The following is a 20,195-nucleotide window of genomic DNA, read 5'->3' as shown; positions in this document are numbered from 1 at the left end:
TAAAAAACAGGAACACAAGCTGAGATGAAATGGGGTTACTTAGACAATGAAGAAAATAGTAGGACTAGGACTTGGCATAGCTTTGACGGTCGGTTTGACCGGCTGCGGAAGCACGGACACGGGTGCTGGAAAGAGCGGCGAACAGACCTCAAAGCCTGCACAGAAGAAGATTGTTAAATACTGGACGGACGATCGCCATGACCAGGAGTACATTAAAGAACTGATCAACCAGTTCAACACGACAAACAAAGACAATATCGAAGTTGAATTAACCGTCATGTCGGAGAACTATAATCAAAGCGTCGATATCGCGTTCTCCAGTAATCAGGCGCCAGACGTGCTTCGGATAAAAAGCGTTAATACGGAAACCTTTTATAAAAAAGGATATCTAGCTCCCATTGATTCGTATTTGACTGAGGATCTGAAATCGAAGTTCTCGACCGTGCTGATCGAGGGTGTCAACCGCTTCGACGGTAAGCTGTACTCGCTGCCGAATACAGGGCTTACCTTGCGGCTAGTCTACAACAAGGATTTGTTCGCCAAAGCTGGTATTCAGAATCCACCGCAATCGCTTCAGGAGATGGTTGATGCAGCGAAGAAAATTACCGAAGTAGGCAAGAAAGATGGCGTGTATGGCTTCGCGCTCAACTTCAAAAATCCGAAGAGCGCCTTGGACCGATCGGTTCGGGAAATTTTATCGCTTAGCGGCTACCAAGGGCTCGGCTTTGATATTAAAACAGGCAAATTCGACTTTGCCCCGTACGCAGAAGCGATGAAGTATTTCAAGAAAATGTATGAAGACGGAAGCATTATACCGGGTGCAGAGACGTTGGATATCGATCCGATGCGGGCGCAGTTTGCGGCAGGCAAGATCGGGATGTACATGTCCTTCTCGACGGAGCCGGGCGTGTACAAGGATCAGTTCCCGACGAAGATCAACTGGGCGGGGGCACTTCCTCCAACATTGGACGGCAAGCGTGGCGGTACATCCGAAATCGTATCGGCGGGCACATGGCTTGGATTGAGCAATACATCTCAGAACAAGGATGCTGCCTGGAAGTTTATGCAATTCATGCACGGCGATGACGTGTTGACGACGTACCACGAGAAGGGCTTTGGCATCGCGGTTGTGCCAAGCATCGCACAGAAAGCGAAGCAGCCTCAAGTTCCTGGCATGGACGGCTTCCTAGTAGGCAAGCTGGATTCACTCTGGCCGGTATCACCGAATGTGACGCCTGAGGGCATGAATTATGCAGACTCCTTCGTTAAATACATGCTGGCTGGTGGAGATGTGGCGAAGATCGTTCAGGATTTGAATACCCGCTATAATGCGGCGTTGGATAAAGCAGTTCAGAAGGGCGATGTGAAGATCGCGCCGAACCCGGGCTTTGATCCGGCCAAGCTGCAGGGCAAATAAGCGGCGAGGGCAGGAGCTTTCGCAGAAGTTACGGCGAAAGCTCTTTGTTTTTTGCAAATAAACCCGTATCAAGGTGGTAACAGTCATGAGATTAGCTTTAGGCAACAATTTACGGAGGAGGAGAAGGACTTATGTCCGCATGGAGAAGGCTGAGTGAAAACACAATTTTTCTTTTACCAAGCGTCATCCTGACCCTTGCTTTGGGCATATACCCATTGGTCTGGGTGCTGCGTTACATGTTCTACGATTACGCAGGTTATGGCGCGGAGGTGTTCGTAGGGCTTGATAACTTCCGCAGGCTCGCAACCGACGTACAGTTCTGGGAATCGGTCAAAAATACGTTCATTTACGCGGTAGGCAAGCTGATTATCACGATTCCACTGTCACTTCTGCTCGCAGTAATTCTTAACGGGAAGCTGCGGGGACGCGGACTGCTGCGCGCGATCTATTTCATGCCGACGGTTATTAGTACAGCGGTCATTTCTGTCGTATTCTTTATTATTTTCAATTCCTACAACGGCATGGTGAATCAACTGCTGCTTCAATATTCGATTATCTCAGAGCCGATTGAATGGCTCGGCCCGAAATATGCGATGCTGACGGTCATTATCGTAGCGGCATGGGGAGCGGTTGGAAATTATATGCTGCTATTCCTAGCGGGATTGCAGAGTATTCCGAATGACCTGTATGAAAGCGCGTCGATTGACGGAGCAAATGCAGGGCAGCGCTTTCGGCATATTACGATTCCGATGCTGGGACCGGTGATGCAGATGATTATTATGCTCGCGATCATCGCTTCTCTCAAAGGCTATGAAAGCATTATGGTCATGACGGAGGGGGGGCCGATCGGTCGTACGGAGGTTATGTATTTGTACCTTTACAAGCTGCTATTCCCTGTATCCACAGGGGCGCCCGTCGCTCAACAGATCGGCTATGGCAGTGCGGTAGGCTTCACCACCGCTGTCATTGTGGGAGCGATTACGTCTTTATACTTTTACTTCAGTCGAAAAATGAGCAAGGTGTTTTAGCTCGGGGAGGTCTACAGAAATGAACGAATTAACGATATCGCGAGCAGAGCAACCTGCGCACTTACGCCTGGTTAAGAGTGCCAGTCAGATCGTCCTATGGGCGTTTCTTCTTATCACGGCGCTACTGACGGTGTTCCCTGTGTTGATGACCGTGGCCGGATCGTTAAAAAGCAACGCCGAGCTAATGAGCGGAGGAGGTTTGTTGCCGCAGGTATGGCAGTTTTCTAATTACGCCGAGGCCTGGAGGCAAACGAAGTTCGCGCAATATACGTGGAATAGCATGTACTTAAGCATAGCGGTGACAGTTGGTACGCTGCTCGTAGCGGCGATGGCCGCTTACGTGGTAGACCGTAGAACCTTTCCGCTCAAGTCGCTGTACGTAGGTATCCAGGCATCAACGATGTTCATCTCCGTCGGAGCCGTCGTGCTCCGTCCGCAGTTCGATTTGATGGTCAAGCTGCATCTGAATACGTCGCTGTGGGGTGTCATTCTTATCTTGGTGAGCGCACATGCGAGTACGTTCTTTATCTTGCTAGGGTTCTTCAAGTCCATCCCAAGGGAGATTGACGAAGCGGCTATGATTGACGGCTCAAGCTTCTCCCGCAGCTTCTTTACAATTATCCTTCCGCTGTTGAAGCCAGGGCTCGGGGTGTCTGGACTGTTCGCTTTCCGACATGCGTGGAATGAATATATCTTGCCTCTCGTGTTTACGATGACCAATCCGAAGCTGCAGACGCTGACCGTTGGGCTTGCCAATCTTCGCTACGGCTCTTCCGCCGCAATGCAGACGCATCTGATGATGGCTGGAGCTTGCTTATCGATCTTGCCGATGCTGCTGATTTATATTCTGGCGAACAAATCGTTTATGCAAGTGACTTCTGGGTCAATAAAAGGGTAAGGAAAGTAAAATAATTAAGGTGTATCGTCAGTCATGGCGCTGCACCTTTTTCGTCGCAATCTATCAAGTAGCGCGCCGTCTGCGCTTTATTGCTATGCACAAGTTGAGCTTCAGCGTGCATTGTGTAAGGGATGACATCGTGACATAATTAATCTATACAGTCAACGGGCGAAGCCCGATGAACGGGGGAGTCGCCGATGCTTGACCGAAGTAAGCTATCGTTTCGCAACAAGCTAAGATTGGCCTTTTTGATCGTCACCATACTAGCAGTTTTGACAACTGGCGGGCTATCGTATTCCATCACCTCCAATATCTTGGAGAATAACGCGATGAAGCTGACGCAAGACTCGGTCACGCAATCAGCGAAAATTGTAGACGAGAAGTTGAACAAGCTGATGCTGGTTATGATGACGTTCATGATTAGTCAGCCATTTCGGGCCATGCTGAAGGACGTGAATGCGATGGATGCGTCAAGTTATTTTATCCGCTGGACCGAGATGGATAATGTATTTTCCCAAGCGCGAATTGCCGAACCGCTTATTCACTCGATCTACGTTTCGACGCCGATTGGCGAATTTTATCCCTCATCGATGAATCTCAACCGGCAAACTGTTTTTGAGAAGACGCCGCTTTATAAGCGATCCGCCCAGGAGAATCGTAATGTATGGATCGAAGGCCATGAGGATACATTGTTTTTAGGAGGCAACCGGGTTGTCTCGCTCATTTTGCAGCCTATTTCCTCGGATCCAGTGAAGGATGTGTACGTTGTCGTTAACATTCGCGAGGAGGGACTCCGACAACTGCTTGATACAGGCGCCGAGGGCGGAGCTGAGCAATTTCTGTTGAATGGTCAGGGACAGCCTGCTCTTCAGGAAGAGGGCACGATGATTCAGGAGGCGGTAAATAGCGGGGTCATAACCGCGCTATTGAACGGTGCCCAGACTGGTTATGCACCTGATCAGTTGAATGGCGAAGACTATCTGTTCAATTACGCTCGTATGCATCTGAATGACTGGAGCGTGGTTGCCATTCAATCCAAGGGTTACGTATTGAAGGATCTCATCTACGTCAAATGGATGATTGCCGCCATTACTGCCAGCTGCTTTTTGCTGGCCTTACTCGTATCTGGGGCTTTTACGGGCTACTTACTTCTACCCCTGAAAGGACTGCAACAGGTCATGAAGCGCGTCGAGTTGAACGATCTGACAGCCCGCTTTGAGAGCAATAGCCAGGATGAGATCGCTCAGATCGGTTTACGGTTTAACCGAATGCTTGAGCAGATCGTCAAGCTGATAGAAAAGGTCAAGGAGGCGGAGACGACCAAGCGGACGACTGAGATCAAAGCGCTTTCCGCTCAGATGGACCCGCATTTTTTGTACAATACGCTCAATACAATTTACTGGAAACTGAATCTAAATCAAGTGGAGACCTCGCAGAAAATGGTCGTAGCCTTGTCGCGTCTGTTCCAGCTCGGTTTGAATAAAGGGCAAGAAGTCACGACGCTTGAAAAAGAACTGCAGCATGTCCGCCAATATTTAGAGCTGCAAATGTTTTGCTATGAACGGTTGTTTACCTTTGAGATTGAAGTGAGCGAGGAAGAGCTGATTATGCTCCCCGTTCCCCGAATTATGTTACAGCCGCTGGTCGAGAACAGCATCTTGCATGGCTTCGATCTGATGGATAGCGGGGGTTTGATCAACATACGTGTAGAACGGTCGCCAGACAGGGAATTCTGTATCATTCGTGTCCGCGATAATGGATCTGGCATGGATGCAAGCGAGGTTTCATCCAAAGGAGAGCGGTCGAATGATGGCGGGTATGCGATCGGCAATCTAATCAGTCGGCTGCAGTTGTATTACGGTGATCGGGCCGAGCTACGTCTGGATAGCGCCCCAGATCAGGGAGTAACGGCGACAATTACGTTGCCGCTGGAAGGAGAGATGCAGCATGTTAGGTCATGACAAGGTCAGCTTGAGTATTATCGACGACATCAAAAGCGTGGTCGACGGACTAACAATGATTGATTGGAAGAGCGAGGGGGTGACCGTTGCAGGCACCTCATCGAATGGGGTGGACGGGCTCGAGCTCATCCTGCGGGAGAAACCTGATATTGTAATTACGGATATCCGGATGCCTAGAATGGACGGATTGACGATGCTTCGTGAACTGCTCCAAGCGAATATTGCCTGCAAGGTCATACTCATCAGCAGCTTTACCGACTTTGATTATGCGAAGGAAGCCGTTCGGCTAGGAGCTTTCGATTATATGGTGAAGCCGTTCACTGTGGAAGACATCGTGGGGGCGGTAAGGAAGGCAAAGGCGCACATCATGCAGGAACGGGAGGACCTGCTGAACGTCAGGGATATGGAGTTCAGGCTGCGTGAAAGCATGCCCTTACTAAGGCAGGAGTTTTTGAGACTACTCGTGCAGCACCGTACCTCTTGGAAGGAGGCTGCTAAGCGTTGGGAATTTCTGGATCTAGGACTACAGCCGCAGGGACTGATCGTACTGCTCTTGGAAATTGACGCATTTCAGGAGCACGAGGTCGAACTATCCATGCACGAGGTTGAGCTGATCCGCTTCTCGCTGCATAATATTGCAAAGGAAACGATCCGTGAGCATGCGGGAGGTATGTTGTTCCGTTTGGAGGCGAACCGATTTGTAGCAATCTTGAACGACCCGCCAAGTATAAGCGCGACCCAAATCGCAGAGCGTTGCTGCAAAAATATCGAAAGCTTCACCAAATTCACCGTGTCCATCGGTGTCGGCGGCAGGGCGCAATCCGTTGCGGAGCTTCCCGATTCGTATAAGCAGGCTGATCAAGCGCTTAGCTATCACTTATTTACCGGAGGCAACGGCGCAATCAGTTACGATGAGATTCCGAGAACCAACAAACAGACACCTTTGTCACTCGATGGCAAGGAAGAGATACTGCTTGCACTTCGTTCCGGCAATGGTGAGCGTGCGGCTGCTTTGATTCTTCAGCTATCGGCTGCGATGCAGGGGGCCACGCTCAGGCCGAACCCGGAGTACTTGCGCAGTTATTATGAAGAGCTCGCCGCTTCCATCATTCGAACCTTATTCGAGCTTGTTTCGCTGGATGAGATTCAGCCGATCGTGCAATCGTACAAAGCAAAGACGAGTGGCCTAGGCGTCGCCTTATCTGTACTTGAGCAGCAACTTACGGCGTTATGCCGTGATGGCGGGGAGCTCATTCGGAAGAACACACTGTCCGAGGGACAACGGGTCATCTTCAAATCGCTTGAATATGTAAAACAGAGTTTGGAGCGGGATTTGACCGTAGGCGAGTGCGCTGCCCACGTGCATTTGAGCGTTAGCTATTTTTCAAGCTTATTCAAAAAGGTCATGGGCATGACACTAATCCAGTATATAACTGCCGAACGTATGCAGAAGGCGAAGTCGCTGCTGATCGCAGGCGTACCCGTTCAGGAGGTATCCTCAGCCGTTGGGTATGAGGAGCGTAGGTATTTCAGCGAAATGTTTAAGCGTACGACGGGAATGACACCATCCGAGTTCCGCGCAAGCTACCATCCGGAGTCGTCGGGAGTCTAGCATGCCAGGGCAATAAGAATTTCGCCGTTTACTTACGCTAGCGTGGCGATGGAACCGATCCATCGCTGTTTTTATTTTGATCCTCATGATTTAGATGTACAAAGGCAGCTTAATTTCAAACACGGTGTGTTGTTCGCTACTAGAAACAGTGATTGTTCCCTCATGCGCATCTACGATGCTTTTTACAATCGCTAGACCAAGTCCAGACCCACCGTTATGCTCCGAACGAGACTTTTCCGCCCTGTAAAAGCGCTCGAAAATATGGGGTAAATCTGCAGAAGGAATTGGCATTCCATCATTCATAATGTGTAAAATAAGATGTTCCGTAGCCTGTTCAACACTGACATCAATAAACCTCCCATACTTACTATACCGAATCGCATTCGATATGAGGTTTTCCAAAGCGCGCATCAGCTTGTCTCCGTCAGCAAGGATCATGGCTATCTCCTTCTGATACGACAATCGAATTTCCATATTCGCTTCGCGCAGCTGGAAAGAAAAATCTGCCGCTAACTGAGAGATGAGATCGGTGATATTAATTTTGGAACGATTTAATCTGCTCTGCCCATAACTCATTTGCGTGTAGTCAAACAAATCATTAACCATTCGTTCTAGTCTGCGTGACTTCGTATAAGCGATGTCGGTGTAATACCTTAGTTCGACCTCATCTTTGTAACGATCCTCGCTAATTAATCGCAAATATCCAAGTATAGAAGTAAGAGGTGTGCGTAAATCGTGAGACACATTCGTAATCAATTCATTTTTTGTTTGTTCCGCTTTTAACTCATCTTGCTGAGAACGTTGCAGCCTATCAACAATCCGGTTAATCCCCATAGCTAATTGACTTAACTCATCATCTGATTTTGTCGCAATCCGGTGATCGAAATGACCTGCTTCAATTTCCTCAACACTCTCTAGGATTCGCATAAAATATTGCATAGGTTTTAAACTCAAAACCACGGTAATACCTATAAAAAATAGAAATCCTAGAAGGAAATAACAACTTTGAATACCAATTTTTTCATCAATAATATTGAAATATAGCCAAGCGGTTCTATCTCCGTTGTACAATAAGATTCTTAAAGTCGTATAGATGCAGAAAATAAACATCAGCGTACTCACCGCACTGATTGTAAGCATAATGATTAGTTTAGTAACGATTCGTTTGTAAAGGTTATTTTTCAATTTTGTATCCTACTCCCCATACGGTTTGTATCAACTTATAACCTAGCTCTTTTTCCAATTTGTCACGAAGATTGCTAATGTGCACCATAACGGTGTTATTGGAAAAATAATAATTCTCCTGCCAAATGAGCTGAAAGATTTCCTCCGCGCCGAATACTCTCCCTGGATGAACAGCTAAGAGATAAAGTATCTCAAACTCCCGATTAGTCAAAGGAATATCCCTGCCATCCGCGGTTACTTTATGGTTCGCCTTATTAATCTCAAGGGCTTGTATTTTCAAGACATGTTCAGCATCCCTATTAGGTACGGTGTTATATTGAAACGAACGACGAAGAAGCGATTTCACCCTAGCAGCTAGTTCTAATGGGTTAAAAGGTTTTATCATATAATCGTCGGCACCGGTTATTAATCCCAACACCTTGTCCATATCCTGTGTTTTCGCGCTTAACATGAGAATTGGAATCGTTCTGTTCTCCCTCACTTTTCGGCACACTTCCATGCCGTCTATACCCGGCATCATGACATCGAGGATGATCAAACTGACCGCATTCTCCTCCAATGCTATTAAAGCCTGTTCACCGTTATACGCGAGCACAATTTTAAACCCTTCATTTAGCATGTAAATCGAAACCAAATTGGCAATTTCCTTGTCGTCATCTACAATCAAAATCGTTTTCATCCATCTAATTCTCCGATCTTACCTATTTGTTAACGTTAGGGTAACACCAAAAGGTGAATTTATTTTTAACTATTTCATAAGTTTTTCTTAATGTTTTAATAAAAAAGAACGCAGTTCGTATCCCTGCGTCCTTGTTATTGTTATCTACGTATAGTTGTTATCCAACCCCTGGATCTCCTGGATTCCATTGTTTAAATGGCGGCACCGTATAGGTTTTGCCATCCATGCCAACATAGGAAATTGTACTTGTTTTCCCATCCCAGTTCGCAAATTCCATTTTTAATCGGGCACTAATTTCATCATATTGTTGTTGAGACATTTGACCTAAGACGATCGATTTGCTGTAAATACCAAGCGTTTGCTCTAATCGAGTACTTTTGAATTCTCCTAGTGTCAGTGGCTTTTTCTTATAGGTCCCATCGTTCTCTACCTGATAGATATATCCAATGACATTCGAATCATTCGTTTGGGCTTGAACAGATGGTGCTGCAGGAGCAGTTGATTCATCGGGATTCGTTGCGGCAAAGGCTGAGGCTGCAGTTGTTAGAATTAATGTTGCTAGAGATGCGGATAGAATTAGTTTTTTCATAGTTAACTCTCCTTTTATTGGTTGTTTGTCATCGACGACATCCTTAATGATAAAGGTTATCTGTAAAGAATCTTGTAAGAAAACCTTAAGATTTATGAAGAATACATCCCCAGATTCAACTAACGAGAATAAAACAGAGAGTAGCCCGCCACGCGGTAGCTGCATATTGTGTTGTTAATTTCTTCCTTATATAATGATGGTGAGCGCTTACATAAAAGTATGTCTGCTTCAGTTGAAAGGTGGCACCAGCATGAAAGGGTATAAGCAATATTTCAATGGACTCTCGATTAAAAACAAAATCTTTTCCACAAATATTTTGATCATTATCCTTTCAATTTCAATTATTGCGCTTTTTGCCAATATCGTCTCTCAAAAAGCAATTATAGAGAAAGCAGTCAAAAATTCGTCAAGGGAACTCGTTCTCATTGACAATAACCTGCAGACATTAATTACGACCGTCGAAGATTATTCCAAAATATTGGCAACGGATTACAGGTTGCAAAATGAACTTTATAACGATTTCTTAGAAAATAATAACTTATCGACCTCCTCTCATTATGTGGGGGGGTTAGATAATTTATCAATGAAAAAGACGCTCTCTGAAGTCATTAGCAACATTGTTGAGCCCAATACCAATATCAAAGCGGTAAGTGTTCTCACCTCAAATCATCAATGGGTCGATGTAGGCTTTGCGGATAATGTGGTTGCTTCCCGTATATTCGGATCCGGCTCAGAAGCCATCGATCATTCCTTTCAGCCTGTCTTGACAGGGTTAATGAAGTTCAAATTTCGTTATGAAGGGGATGACAACGTATTTGCTGTTACCAAAACTGTGATTCATAAAGATACTGGAAAAACGGTTGGATTGGTTGTTTTATACGTAAAAGAAACGGTTATCGCCTCTATTTATGAAAGGAAAATGAACTACAAGGGGGGGAATTTTTATATCCTCGATCAATATGGAAAAATCATTTCTTCCCAGAACAAAGCTAATTTGTACCGGGATTTCAAAGAAGCAACCTCGATATCCATTCCTACTTCGACAGAAGTAGAAACAGGCTTCTTTCAAGGAAACGGGAGCGAGAAGGTGCTGGTATCTACTCACCGATTGGAACCATTAGAATGGTCAATTGTAAGTGTTATTCCAATTGATGAAATTACGGTGGAGCGCAAAGAAATTAACAAATTAACGATTTGGGTCGGTGCCTTATGTCTATTGCTCGCATTTATTGTCTCCTATCTGTTGTCGCGATCAATTACGAGGCCGATCTTCCAACTTTCCAGAACGATGAGAGATATTCGGACTGGCCATTTGACGGTCAGAAGCTCATACCAATCATCAGATGAAATCGGTTATTTAAACGATGTTTTTAATAATTTGATGGACCGTATCGAAGAACTAGTGGCTGAAAATGTGGAGGAACAGAAGACGAAGGCTGAGATTGAATTCAAATTGCTGCAAACACAGGTGCAACCCCATTTTTTGTATAATACCCTTGAAACGATCATATCGCTTATTAAGTTGAATATGAAAACAGAAGCAATTACAGCAGCGAAATATATGGCCAGTTTCTATAAAATTTCGTTAAGCAAAGGTAACGATATTATTACACTTAGAGAAGAAATGCATTTATCTGAGAGTTATTTGGAAATCCAGCAATTGCGTTATGTGGAGTATATGGAATACACCATGGATATTGATGAGGAAATTATGTCATGTTCAATTTCGAAGTTAACGTTGCAGCCGATTGTGGAGAATGCTATCTATCATGGACTTAAGAGGAAAACGGAAAAAGGCTTATTGAGGATTACTGGGCGTCGAATGGGTGAAGAGGTGCGTATTGAAATTTACGATAACGGCGTGGGAATAGAAGAATCGCAAATAAAGGGATTGTTGAGGGAAGCTTCGGAATCCAGTGAAAGAGCGGGCTTCGGAGTCAGAAGTGTCCATAATCGGATTAGAATGCTATATGGGGACAGATATGGAATAGAGTTAGAAAGCGAAGTAGGGTTATATACCAGAGTTACCATCCGGTTGCCGTTCAAACCATTGCGGGAGGTATGAGATGTTAAAAGTACTCATTGTCGATGATGAATATTACTTTAGACAAGCGTTGAAAATTTCATTGCCTTGGGAAGAGTTGGGTTTCCAGATTGCTGGCGAAGCGAAGAACGGAGAGGAAGCTCTAGTATTAATGTCTGAAATTAGCCCGGATATCGTCTTGGTCGATATTAATATGCCTATTATGGATGGCATGGAATTTATTCAGAAAGCTAAACAATCTGAGCAGGAAACAAAATTTATCATGTTAACAGGTCAAAGCGAGTTTGTATATGCCAAAATGGCTGTGCAGCTTGGGGTGTTTAATTACGTGCTCAAGCCGATCGACGAAGATGAACTTAAAAGCTCCTTACTTGAGATTAAGAATCTGCTTGACAAAGAGCACTCTGTAAAGCTTGATTATGAACATCTAAAGAAACAGGCTAAAGAGCATATGCCGATGTTGAAGGAACGATTATTGAATGAATGGCTGCAAGGCCATAGAGTTATAGACCCCTTATCTTCGACAGAACGATTGCAGTATTTGGGCATCAATCTGGATGCTCCATTTCATATGGTGATCGTAGCCGATATTGATTCACAAGATGAGCATGTAACCAAAGAAGACATGCACATTCTCAAGCTGGCTGTTCAAGAAATAGCCCAAGAATTTATTCAAAACACATACTCCTTTGCTAGTTGCCACGATACGAATGATCGGTATGTTATGATAATAGGCGTTCCTAGTGCTTCTTACGAGAGAATGGAAGCGATTGGTGAATCGATTCGCAAATCGGTTCAGTCAACTTTGGGATGTACCGTAACGATCGGCGTTGGCAATGAATACCCTGCCTTTGAATCGATATCCGTGTCCTACCAAGAAGCATTATTTGCTTTGAAACATCGGTTTGTTTTAGGTGGCAATCAGGTTATATTTCATTCCATGATAGCCGAATCGGGCATGAAGGTCAGTTTATTCTCCGTTGAAAGGAGAATCGGCCTGTTGATGAGTATGCGAATTGGTAATCTCTCTGAGACAGAAGAGTGGCTAACGACTTTTTTCCTAGATGCTCGTACCAAGAACGCTTCCACTGAAATACTGTTTGTTACTGCACTTGAAATCGTATCCACTTGTTTGGAATTTTTGGATGAGATGTCACAAAGCTTCGAGCATGTATTTGAGGATACGGCTCAATCTGATATTTTTCAGTTCATTCAGCAGATGAACTCTTTTGGCGAACTAGAGAGATGGATTCGTAATTTGGTATTAAAAGTGATTGCGCATGTTCATGGCAGAAAGCAAAATAGAGCGGCAAAAATCGTGGACGAGGTAAAATCGTATATTCAAACTCATTATGGCAATGAAGAACTACGTATCGTAGATCTCGCGAAGAGTGTCCATATGAACTACAATCATCTCTGTTATGTATTTAAAAAAGAAACCACCATTACCATTAACGACTATTTGACCGAAATACGCATTACGAAAGCAAAGGGACTTTTTGATCAAGGGGAGAAAATCGTACAAAACGTCGCAAGTCAGGTTGGGTACGCAGATGCTAATTATTTCGGTAAATGCTTTAAAAAGTATATTGGCATTACCCCTAGTAAGTACGTGAACAATATCCAATAGCGTACTTTTAAGAATACGGCACAATGAGGCATGTATCGTTAATGTCTCATTGCGTCTTTTTTTTGCAAGTGCAAACAATTTTCCTTTCTGTCCGAGAATAGTCTCTGTGATTATTTACCTAGAATTCGTAGAATGAAATCAAGAAAATGATACCGCTTCCATTGAGGTGTCGTCCCCAATAGATACGTTACTTAATCAAACCTAGGAGGTCAACAAATGGTAAGAACAGTAAAGGTATTAGGCACTTCTCTTCTGGCAAGTATGCTGCTCGTCTCCGCAGGGTGCAGTACAAAGGATGAATCGCAACCTTCAGTAACACCTGGAACGTCCACAACTCCGGCAGCAACGACGCAAACCAAAGCTGGGAGTGATAAAAAGGTAAAACTGAGAGTTGTAACCATTACAACGGACGAGAATCGCAATAACATCATGGAAAAGCACATTAAACCTAACGTTGCCAAGGCATTTCCAAACGTAGAAATTGAATTTGAGCCCGGTGGCGGCGGCGAAGATATGGCGAATAAACTGAAAACGTTTAACGCTGCAGGTGATATGCCTGACGTATTCTGGAACGACGCAGGTTACTTTACGCCATTAAACAGTACCGGCAGCATTATGGATTTAACCTCATCGATCACCAAGGACGGGTTTCTAAGCAAATATGCGGTACCTGATGCGTTAAAACATGTTGACGGGAAGATTTACAGCTTATCTTCCGGAGCAGATACGTATTTCACCCCGGTCATTTTCTACCATAAGGACATGTTCGAGCAAGCGGGCGTGCAAGTTCCGAAGACATTTGACGAGTTTATCGAAGTATCGAAAAAACTAAAAAGCAAGGGAATGGTGCCTGCTGTTACCCCAGGCAAAGATGGTTGGGGACCGAAGCTATTCCTACTTCAACAGATGATTCAAATCGGTGATCCGCAAGCGATGGCAGACCTTGTGAGCAATAAGACAGACTTCAATAATCCAGCGGTTAAGGCTGGGGTGTCTCGCATTGAGAAGATGGTTAAGGAAGGCGTCTTTCCAGAAGGAATTGCCAATCTAGATTACGGTCCAGCCAACGAAATGTTTACATCAAAGAAAGCAGCTATGTACATGATGTTTACTTGGGAGCTTCCAAATTTAGCGAAAGATAGTACAGTCGATTTCTTCCCTTTCCCAAGTGCTAGTGATAAATACGACCCAGCTAAGCACGTTCAGTTCTGGGGCTCTCCACTGAATGGCTATGCCGTTAACGCAAAAAGCAAGTATCCTGAAGAGGCGGTGAAACTTGCTGAGTTCCTTGCTATGGCGGACGCTCAATATTTTGAAGCTACGGGTGCACCAATTGCATTAAAAACTGGCAATACAGTGGCCGAGGCTCAGCCTCTTATGAAGAAATTTGTTAACTGGTATAATCCTATTCCTACAAAAATTGCTTCACTGGCACTTAATTCGTTAGATGCGAAAACATCAGCAGAGCTTTCTACGCAAGGCGCGAAATTGCTCACAGGTCAATACCCTGCCGATAAGTTTGCAACGGAAATGGGCAAGATCTGGAGTGAGAATACTTGGTTTAAAAAGTAATCTATCTAAGTTTATTTCATAAACTGAATCCCCTTGGAACCATAAGTTCTGGGGGGTTCTAAACTAAATCAGACGGTGGAGAGAGCCATGAATAAGTACTACAGCACCAAATTGTCCATATTTGTATTTTCCGCACCTGCGTTGATACTGTTTACCGTTTTCTGTGTGTATCCACTCTTGCCTGAAATTTGGATGAGCTTGAATCATCATGATGGTTTTCGAAGTTTAGGGTTCGCCGGTTTGGATAATTATAAGGCAATCCTTACTTCTACTTCTTTCTGGACTGCGCATAAAAATACGTATCTCATTGTAGGAATATCCGTCCTTTTGGGTTTACCGTTGTCCTTAATGTTTGCTCTATTTATGGATGTTCAAACACCAAAGTTCCGTCGGTTTTTTAAAACTTCTGCCATGCTTCCTGCTATATTATCCGTTACTGTCGTCTCGCAAATGTGGATTTCTTTTTATGAACCAACGTGGGGATTGTTTAACAGCATCCTGCGATATCTCGGTCTTGATGCTTGGACGCATTCTTGGCTTACTGAAAAGAACACTGTCATGCCAAGTATTGGTTTATCATTTCTATGGCAATATATTGGGCTGAACGCCATGCTTTTCTATACGGGAATCAAAACGATCCCCAAAAATTATTACGAAGCAGCAATAATTGATGGTGCTAGCTTTGCGCAAGTTTGCTTACGAATTACGATTCCGCTGCTTCAGGATGTAACGAAATATGTATTAATTTTATCTACATTAGGTTCGATGGCATTCTATTCGCAAGTCCGCGTTATGACTGCTGGTGGTCCGGGAGATCTGTCCAGAACGGTTATTTATCAAATGTATTATGTGGCATTCGAAACGTCTGAATTTGGCAAAGGAACGGCTATTGCGGTAGTATTTATTCTTGAGTGCCTTTTCATCTCCTTTCTTATTCAACGGTTCATCGCCAGAGAGAAATTCGAATTCTAAGGAGGAGACTTTTTTGAAATACCTAAGCCGTGTATTTTGGCTAATCGTAGGCTGCACGTTTCTGTTTCCTTTATATTGGATGTTTACGATGTCACTCAAGTCCAAAAGTGAAGCTTATAATAATCCTTTCGGTATTCCTCAGTCATGGGAATGGATTAATTATCGTGAAGCGTTGTCGAAATACCATTTCTTTCTCTATTTTGAAAACAGCTTAATTTACACCGTGGGGACAATTGCAATCACATTAATGACAGGGAGTATGCTTGCATACTGTCTGAGCAGAATGCAATGGAAATTCAATTCGGCGGCACTACTCTATGTGTCCTTAGGGTTGATCGTGCCTATTGAAGTTGTATTAATACCCTTATTTCAATTAATTAAATGGTTGCATCTGAAAGATACCTATTGGGGTCTCATTTTGCCCTATTCCGGATTTGCAATCGCTTCTTGCGTGCTGATGTTGTATGCATTTCTCCGTTCACTTCCTAAGGAATTAGAGGAGGCCGCTTGTATCGATGGAACGAATGTGTATCAAACATTTTTTAAAATCATATTTCCGATTATAACGCCTGCACTTATGACACAATGCGTTCTATTGTTTATGCGCATCTGGAATGAGTTCCCGCTTGCCTTTATAATTGCCTCTAAGGATCAGTTCCGGCCTTTGACTGTCGGCTTGCTAAGCTTTTTTGTGAGCGTTGGTGTTTCAGACTGGGGACTTATCGGTGCAACCATGGTGCTCTCAAGTTTACCGATGATCATCGTATATATGATCGGTAATGAAAGGATTGAAAATGCTTTGACAGCCGGTGCTATTCTGAAGTAAGTGTTAAGTCCTTATATTATCAGATCGAAGCTACTGGTATGAATCGCCAGCCTCGTTTAAGTAAACGGGCAGTGAGTCCTATGTTTTGTTGACAGTGCTGGCAGGAAATGATGCGGATGTGGATGTGGAAAGATTGAACCAAATCTAGCATGAGGAGGATTGTTTGGTGAGCCTATAATCTATAATATGAGGTTTAGAAAAGAATAAAGCGCTTCCATATTGATTATTGATTTTGGAAATATAGCTGCTCTTTTCTAAGTCTTATTCGTAAAGCCACGACGGAAGGAGGCATTGAGTTCTGAACAACATAAGACGACTTCAATACCACATTAACCTATTGGAGGTATAAGGAATGCGGATTGTAATAGTTAAAAGATTAGTGTTGGTAAGCTTAGCACTACTCATTGCATGCGGGTCACTATTGGTCCCAGTAGATATGAAGAAAGCACATGCATCCGACGAATTCGATGTATTAAGAGAAAAGTATGTGTCAATGTTGACGAGTCCGACGACGTATTCACTAACTGACGTAGATAATGCAGCACGAATCACCCAGATCACGACTGCGGCACAAGCCAATTGGGATACGATGCTTACGGATCCGAGTCGGTCAAAGCTTTGGAACCAATACCCGATAAGTGCAGCTAATTACCCATCAAGCACCATGTATTCCTATCGTATGCTAACCGAAATGGCTCTAGCATATCGCACGTACGGCTCTTCACTTATGGGAAATACGGGCTTGAAAGCTGCGATTATCGACGGCTTGGATTGGTTGCATGGCCGCATCTATTATAGCGGTGCAACGACAGGCGGGTCGAATTGGTGGTACTGGGAAATCGGCAATGCGTTAGCGTTGAATGACCTCGTAGCTCTTATGTACGATGATTTAACGCAGACGCAAATTGATGAGAGTGTAGCAGCGGTGAATTATTTCCAGAATGATATAGATATGACTGGTGCGAATCGGATGTGGGAGATTCAAGTTAGCACGATAGCAGCAATCCTAGGGAAAAATAATGTGCCCGCTGGGGTTACGCTCACAGCTGCCCGTGACGGGGTGAGTGCCTTCCTTCCTTATGTTACGAGTGGTGACGGATTCTATAGGGATGGTTCGTTTGTTCAGCATAACTATTTGGCTTATACAGGCGGGTATGGCACATCTTTGATTTCAAGTCTTTCCCAAATCTTGTATCTACTTGACGGCTCCACTTGGGAGGTGACGGACCCTAATGTGGCCAATGTGTTCCAGTGGGTCTACGATTCCTTTGAGCCATTTGTTTACAAAGGAAATCTAATGGATACTGTTCGGGGGCGGGAAATATCCAGATATAAGGAAGAGGATAACCTTTCCAGCGGTGGAGTTGTCACAGCACTTATCCAGCTTTCTTATGTGGCTTCCGGAACGGATGCCGCTGCTTACAGAAGCATGGTCAAGGGCTGGCTGCAGGCTGATCCTAACAAGAATTATTTTAACGGTATTTCCATGTGGCTACTTACAGAAGCAAAAAGCATTCTGAGCAACACGGGTATTTCACCACGGAGCGAGCAGCTTGGTTACCAGCAATTTGCAGGCATGGACCGCGTTGTACAGGTGAGACCAGGTTATGCAGTAAATGTTGGCATGTCTTCAAATCGTATTATGAACTATGAGTCCATTAATAGCGAGAATAATAATATTTGGCATGTTGGGGATGGCATGGTTACGCTCTATAATAACGACGTTGCCCAATTCAACGATAATTTCTGGCCGACTGTTGACAACTATAGATTGCCGGGAACGACTGCGCTAAACGGAGTTCCGCAAGAAACTAGCTTGGGCAAGAGCTCATGGGCAGGCGGGACAGACATGCTAGGGCTATATGGTGTAACGGGCATGCAGTATCAAGCGCTTGGTGTGGATGGGGTAGCTACAACGCCAGATAAAACATTAAATGCGAAAAAATCATGGTTCATGTTCGATGATGAAATTGTGGCACTTGGTTCGGATATTAACAGTACAGATGGCGTCACGACAGAGACGATCGTCGAGAATCGGAAGATTAATTCGTCAGGCGATAATGCCCTTACTGTCAATGGCACTGCCAAATCAACTTCGCTCGGTTGGTCAGAGACGATGAGTGGCACGAACTATATTCATCTAGCGGGCAATGTGTCCGGTTCAGACCTCGGCTATTACTTCCCAGGAGGAGCAACGATTAAGGGACTTCGTCAAGCTGAAACAGGTAAGTGGAAGGACATCAATGGAAATAAAGGTTCCTATACAGAAACACTTTACACGCGCAATTACATGGCACTTTGGTTTGATCACGGTGTGAATCCAACGAATGGAACGTATTCTTACGTCATGCTGCCGAATAAAACCAGCACACAAGTCGCAAGCTATGCAGCATCGCCGAATATTACCGTTCTGGAGAATTCCAGCGATGCGCAAGCAGTCAAGGAAATAGGACTTAAAATTACCGGTTATAACTTCTGGAAGGACGCGCGGAAGACGGTTGGCGAAGTAACGTCTGATTCCAAATCATCGGTCATGACGCGGGAAACGGCGAGCGATTTCGAGGTTTCGGTATCAGACCCGACACAAGATAATGTAGGCAACATTTATATCGAAGTGGCGAAATCTGCAAAAAATCTTATTTCCAAAGACGCTGAAGTAACAATCTTGCAGTATACCCCGACGCTTAAATTCAAGGTGAACGTGAAGGACTCCGGTGGGAAATCATACAAAGTGAAATTTGGTTTAACAGGTACGCAGACAGTCAATCCGTCTCCAATTCCATTGCCGATCCCATATGAGGCAGAGACACTGCCTATAAGTTTTAAAACGGATTCCATCGTTGTTTATAACGATACGAATGCAAGCGGTGGCAAGAAGCTTGGTTTCAATCATTCAGCTGTAGATGATTACACGGAATTCAGCTTGGATGTGACACAAGCCGGTACGTATAACGTAATTGGCCGTGTTATGAAGGCGAGTAACAATAGTATCATCCAGCTTTCAATCGATGGTGTGAATATCGGTACACCGATTGATACGTTTTGGTCTACAACAGAGAAATATAAGGATTTTCAATTCGGTTCATACAACTTCAGCTTTCCAGGCAGTTACTTGTTCCGTGTTACGACAACGGGTAAGAATGCTAGCGCATCGGGATACCGACTACAGTTGGATTACTTCACGCTGACACAGGCACCAACAACGGTTGTTGTAGATAACGCAGGAACAGGCGTGAGTAAGGTAGGCATTTGGGATAGTAACAATTCAGCAACGGATAAATATTTAACCAATTATAATTTTGTTACTAGTACCAATACAGATGGAGGAACAAAAAGTGTTACCTTTACACCACTTCTAACAGGATCAGGCATGTATAACGTCTATGTCTGGTGGCCAGCCCATTTCAATCGTGCAACCAATATTCCGGTAGATATTGTGCATGCTAGTGGAACTGCACAAGTCTCCATCGATCAGACATCGCTTGGTGGTCAATGGAACCTTGTTGGTACCTATTCTTTCGCGGCAGGTACAACCGGTTATGTCAAAATTCGAACAGACAGTGTGAATGGTGTCGTCGTCGCTGATGCGGTGAAGTTTGAGCCAGTACCATAAGAGGAGCTATGCAAAGGGAAGCCTTAGGGCTTCTTTTTGCTACCCCGCCGACTGCTTTCCGCTGTGCAGAGTAAAGGGAGCCATAAACAACTTGCGATTTTGAACCAATTATAGAAATCATGCCATTACGGCGGGGATTTGATAGCTATATAATAGAAATTGTAAGCGC

The 20,195-nt window shown here is 44.5% G+C and carries 14 protein-coding genes; 11 read left to right on the top strand and 3 right to left on the bottom strand.

The features are described from left to right. Nucleotides 1-46 precede the first annotated feature (46 nt). From J2736_RS10395 to J2736_RS10375, 5 genes are all read left to right on the top strand, one after another. The gene (locus J2736_RS10395; protein WP_310226146.1) at nt 47-1,417 is read left to right on the top strand and encodes an ABC transporter substrate-binding protein; all 1,371 of its coding nucleotides are present in this window, start codon (nt 47-49) and stop codon (nt 1,415-1,417) included. 131 nt (nt 1,418-1,548) lie between these two features. After that, a complete protein-coding gene (locus J2736_RS10390; RefSeq protein WP_310226141.1) occupies nt 1,549-2,445 on the top strand; it encodes a carbohydrate ABC transporter permease in 897 nt (298 codons plus the stop codon). A 19-nt stretch (nt 2,446-2,464) separates the two neighbouring features. Continuing rightward, complete coding sequence (locus J2736_RS10385; protein ID WP_310226139.1) at nt 2,465-3,343, top strand: carbohydrate ABC transporter permease; 879 nt, start codon at nt 2,465-2,467, stop codon at nt 3,341-3,343. Nucleotides 3,344-3,540: 197 nt separating this feature from the next. Next, nucleotides 3,541-5,304: a cache domain-containing sensor histidine kinase gene (locus J2736_RS10380; RefSeq protein WP_310226137.1), complete on the top strand. Its 1,764-nt coding sequence runs from the start codon at nt 3,541-3,543 to the stop codon at nt 5,302-5,304. Next, nucleotides 5,291-6,916, top strand: coding sequence for a response regulator transcription factor (locus tag J2736_RS10375; RefSeq protein WP_310226136.1), 1,626 nt, complete (start codon nt 5,291-5,293; stop codon nt 6,914-6,916). The genes J2736_RS10380 and J2736_RS10375 overlap by 14 nt, the downstream gene beginning before the upstream one ends. Before the next feature lie 90 nt (nt 6,917-7,006). On the opposite strand, the gene J2736_RS10370 is transcribed toward J2736_RS10375, so the two are convergent. The 3 genes from J2736_RS10370 to J2736_RS10360 form a co-directional block, all read right to left on the bottom strand. After that, entirely contained in the window at nt 7,007-8,101 is a 1,095-nt protein-coding gene (locus J2736_RS10370) for a sensor histidine kinase (RefSeq protein WP_310226135.1), read from the bottom strand. Beyond that, entirely contained in the window at nt 8,091-8,780 is a 690-nt protein-coding gene (locus tag J2736_RS10365; RefSeq protein WP_310226133.1) for a response regulator transcription factor, read from the bottom strand. Before J2736_RS10365 ends, J2736_RS10370 begins: the two co-directional genes overlap by 11 nt. A 157-nt stretch (nt 8,781-8,937) precedes the next feature. Beyond that, nucleotides 8,938-9,369 (bottom strand): hypothetical protein, encoded by a 432-nt coding sequence (locus tag J2736_RS10360; protein WP_310226131.1) that lies wholly within the window; start codon nt 9,367-9,369, stop codon nt 8,938-8,940. A 250-nt stretch (nt 9,370-9,619) separates the two neighbouring features. On the opposite strand from J2736_RS10360, the gene J2736_RS10355 reads away from it, so the two are divergent. The 6 genes from J2736_RS10355 (at nt 9,620) to J2736_RS10330 (ending at nt 20,026) form a co-directional block, all read left to right on the top strand. Next, on the top strand, nt 9,620-11,434 hold the full coding sequence (locus tag J2736_RS10355) for a sensor histidine kinase (protein WP_310226129.1): 1,815 nt from the start codon (nt 9,620-9,622) through the stop codon (nt 11,432-11,434). 1 nt (nt 11,435) lies between these two features. Beyond that, nucleotides 11,436-13,043, top strand: coding sequence for a response regulator transcription factor (locus J2736_RS10350; protein WP_310226127.1), 1,608 nt, complete (start codon nt 11,436-11,438; stop codon nt 13,041-13,043). A 216-nt stretch (nt 13,044-13,259) separates the two neighbouring features. After that, nucleotides 13,260-14,615 (top strand): ABC transporter substrate-binding protein, encoded by a 1,356-nt coding sequence (locus tag J2736_RS10345; RefSeq protein ID WP_310226125.1) that lies wholly within the window; start codon nt 13,260-13,262, stop codon nt 14,613-14,615. A gap of 87 nt (nt 14,616-14,702) precedes the next feature. Beyond that, nucleotides 14,703-15,587 (top strand): carbohydrate ABC transporter permease, encoded by an 885-nt coding sequence (locus J2736_RS10340; protein WP_310226123.1) that lies wholly within the window; start codon nt 14,703-14,705, stop codon nt 15,585-15,587. A gap of 13 nt (nt 15,588-15,600) precedes the next feature. Next, the gene (locus tag J2736_RS10335) at nt 15,601-16,413 is read left to right on the top strand and encodes a carbohydrate ABC transporter permease (RefSeq protein WP_310226121.1); all 813 of its coding nucleotides are present in this window, start codon (nt 15,601-15,603) and stop codon (nt 16,411-16,413) included. Between the two features lie 352 nt (nt 16,414-16,765). Then, nucleotides 16,766-20,026 carry a polysaccharide lyase family 8 super-sandwich domain-containing protein gene (locus J2736_RS10330; RefSeq protein ID WP_310226119.1) on the top strand — a complete coding sequence of 1,087 codons (3,261 nt, stop codon included), beginning with the start codon at nt 16,766-16,768 and terminating at the stop codon, nt 20,024-20,026. Nucleotides 20,027-20,195 lie beyond the last annotated feature (169 nt).

The sequence above is a fragment of the Paenibacillus qinlingensis genome, assembly GCF_031455095.1.
In the GTDB taxonomy this organism is placed as follows: Bacteria; Bacillota; Bacilli; order Paenibacillales; family NBRC-103111; genus Paenibacillus_E; species Paenibacillus_E qinlingensis_A.
The sequence above is the reverse complement of the archived record's forward strand: the minus strand, read 5'-3'. Positions and strand labels throughout refer to the sequence as shown.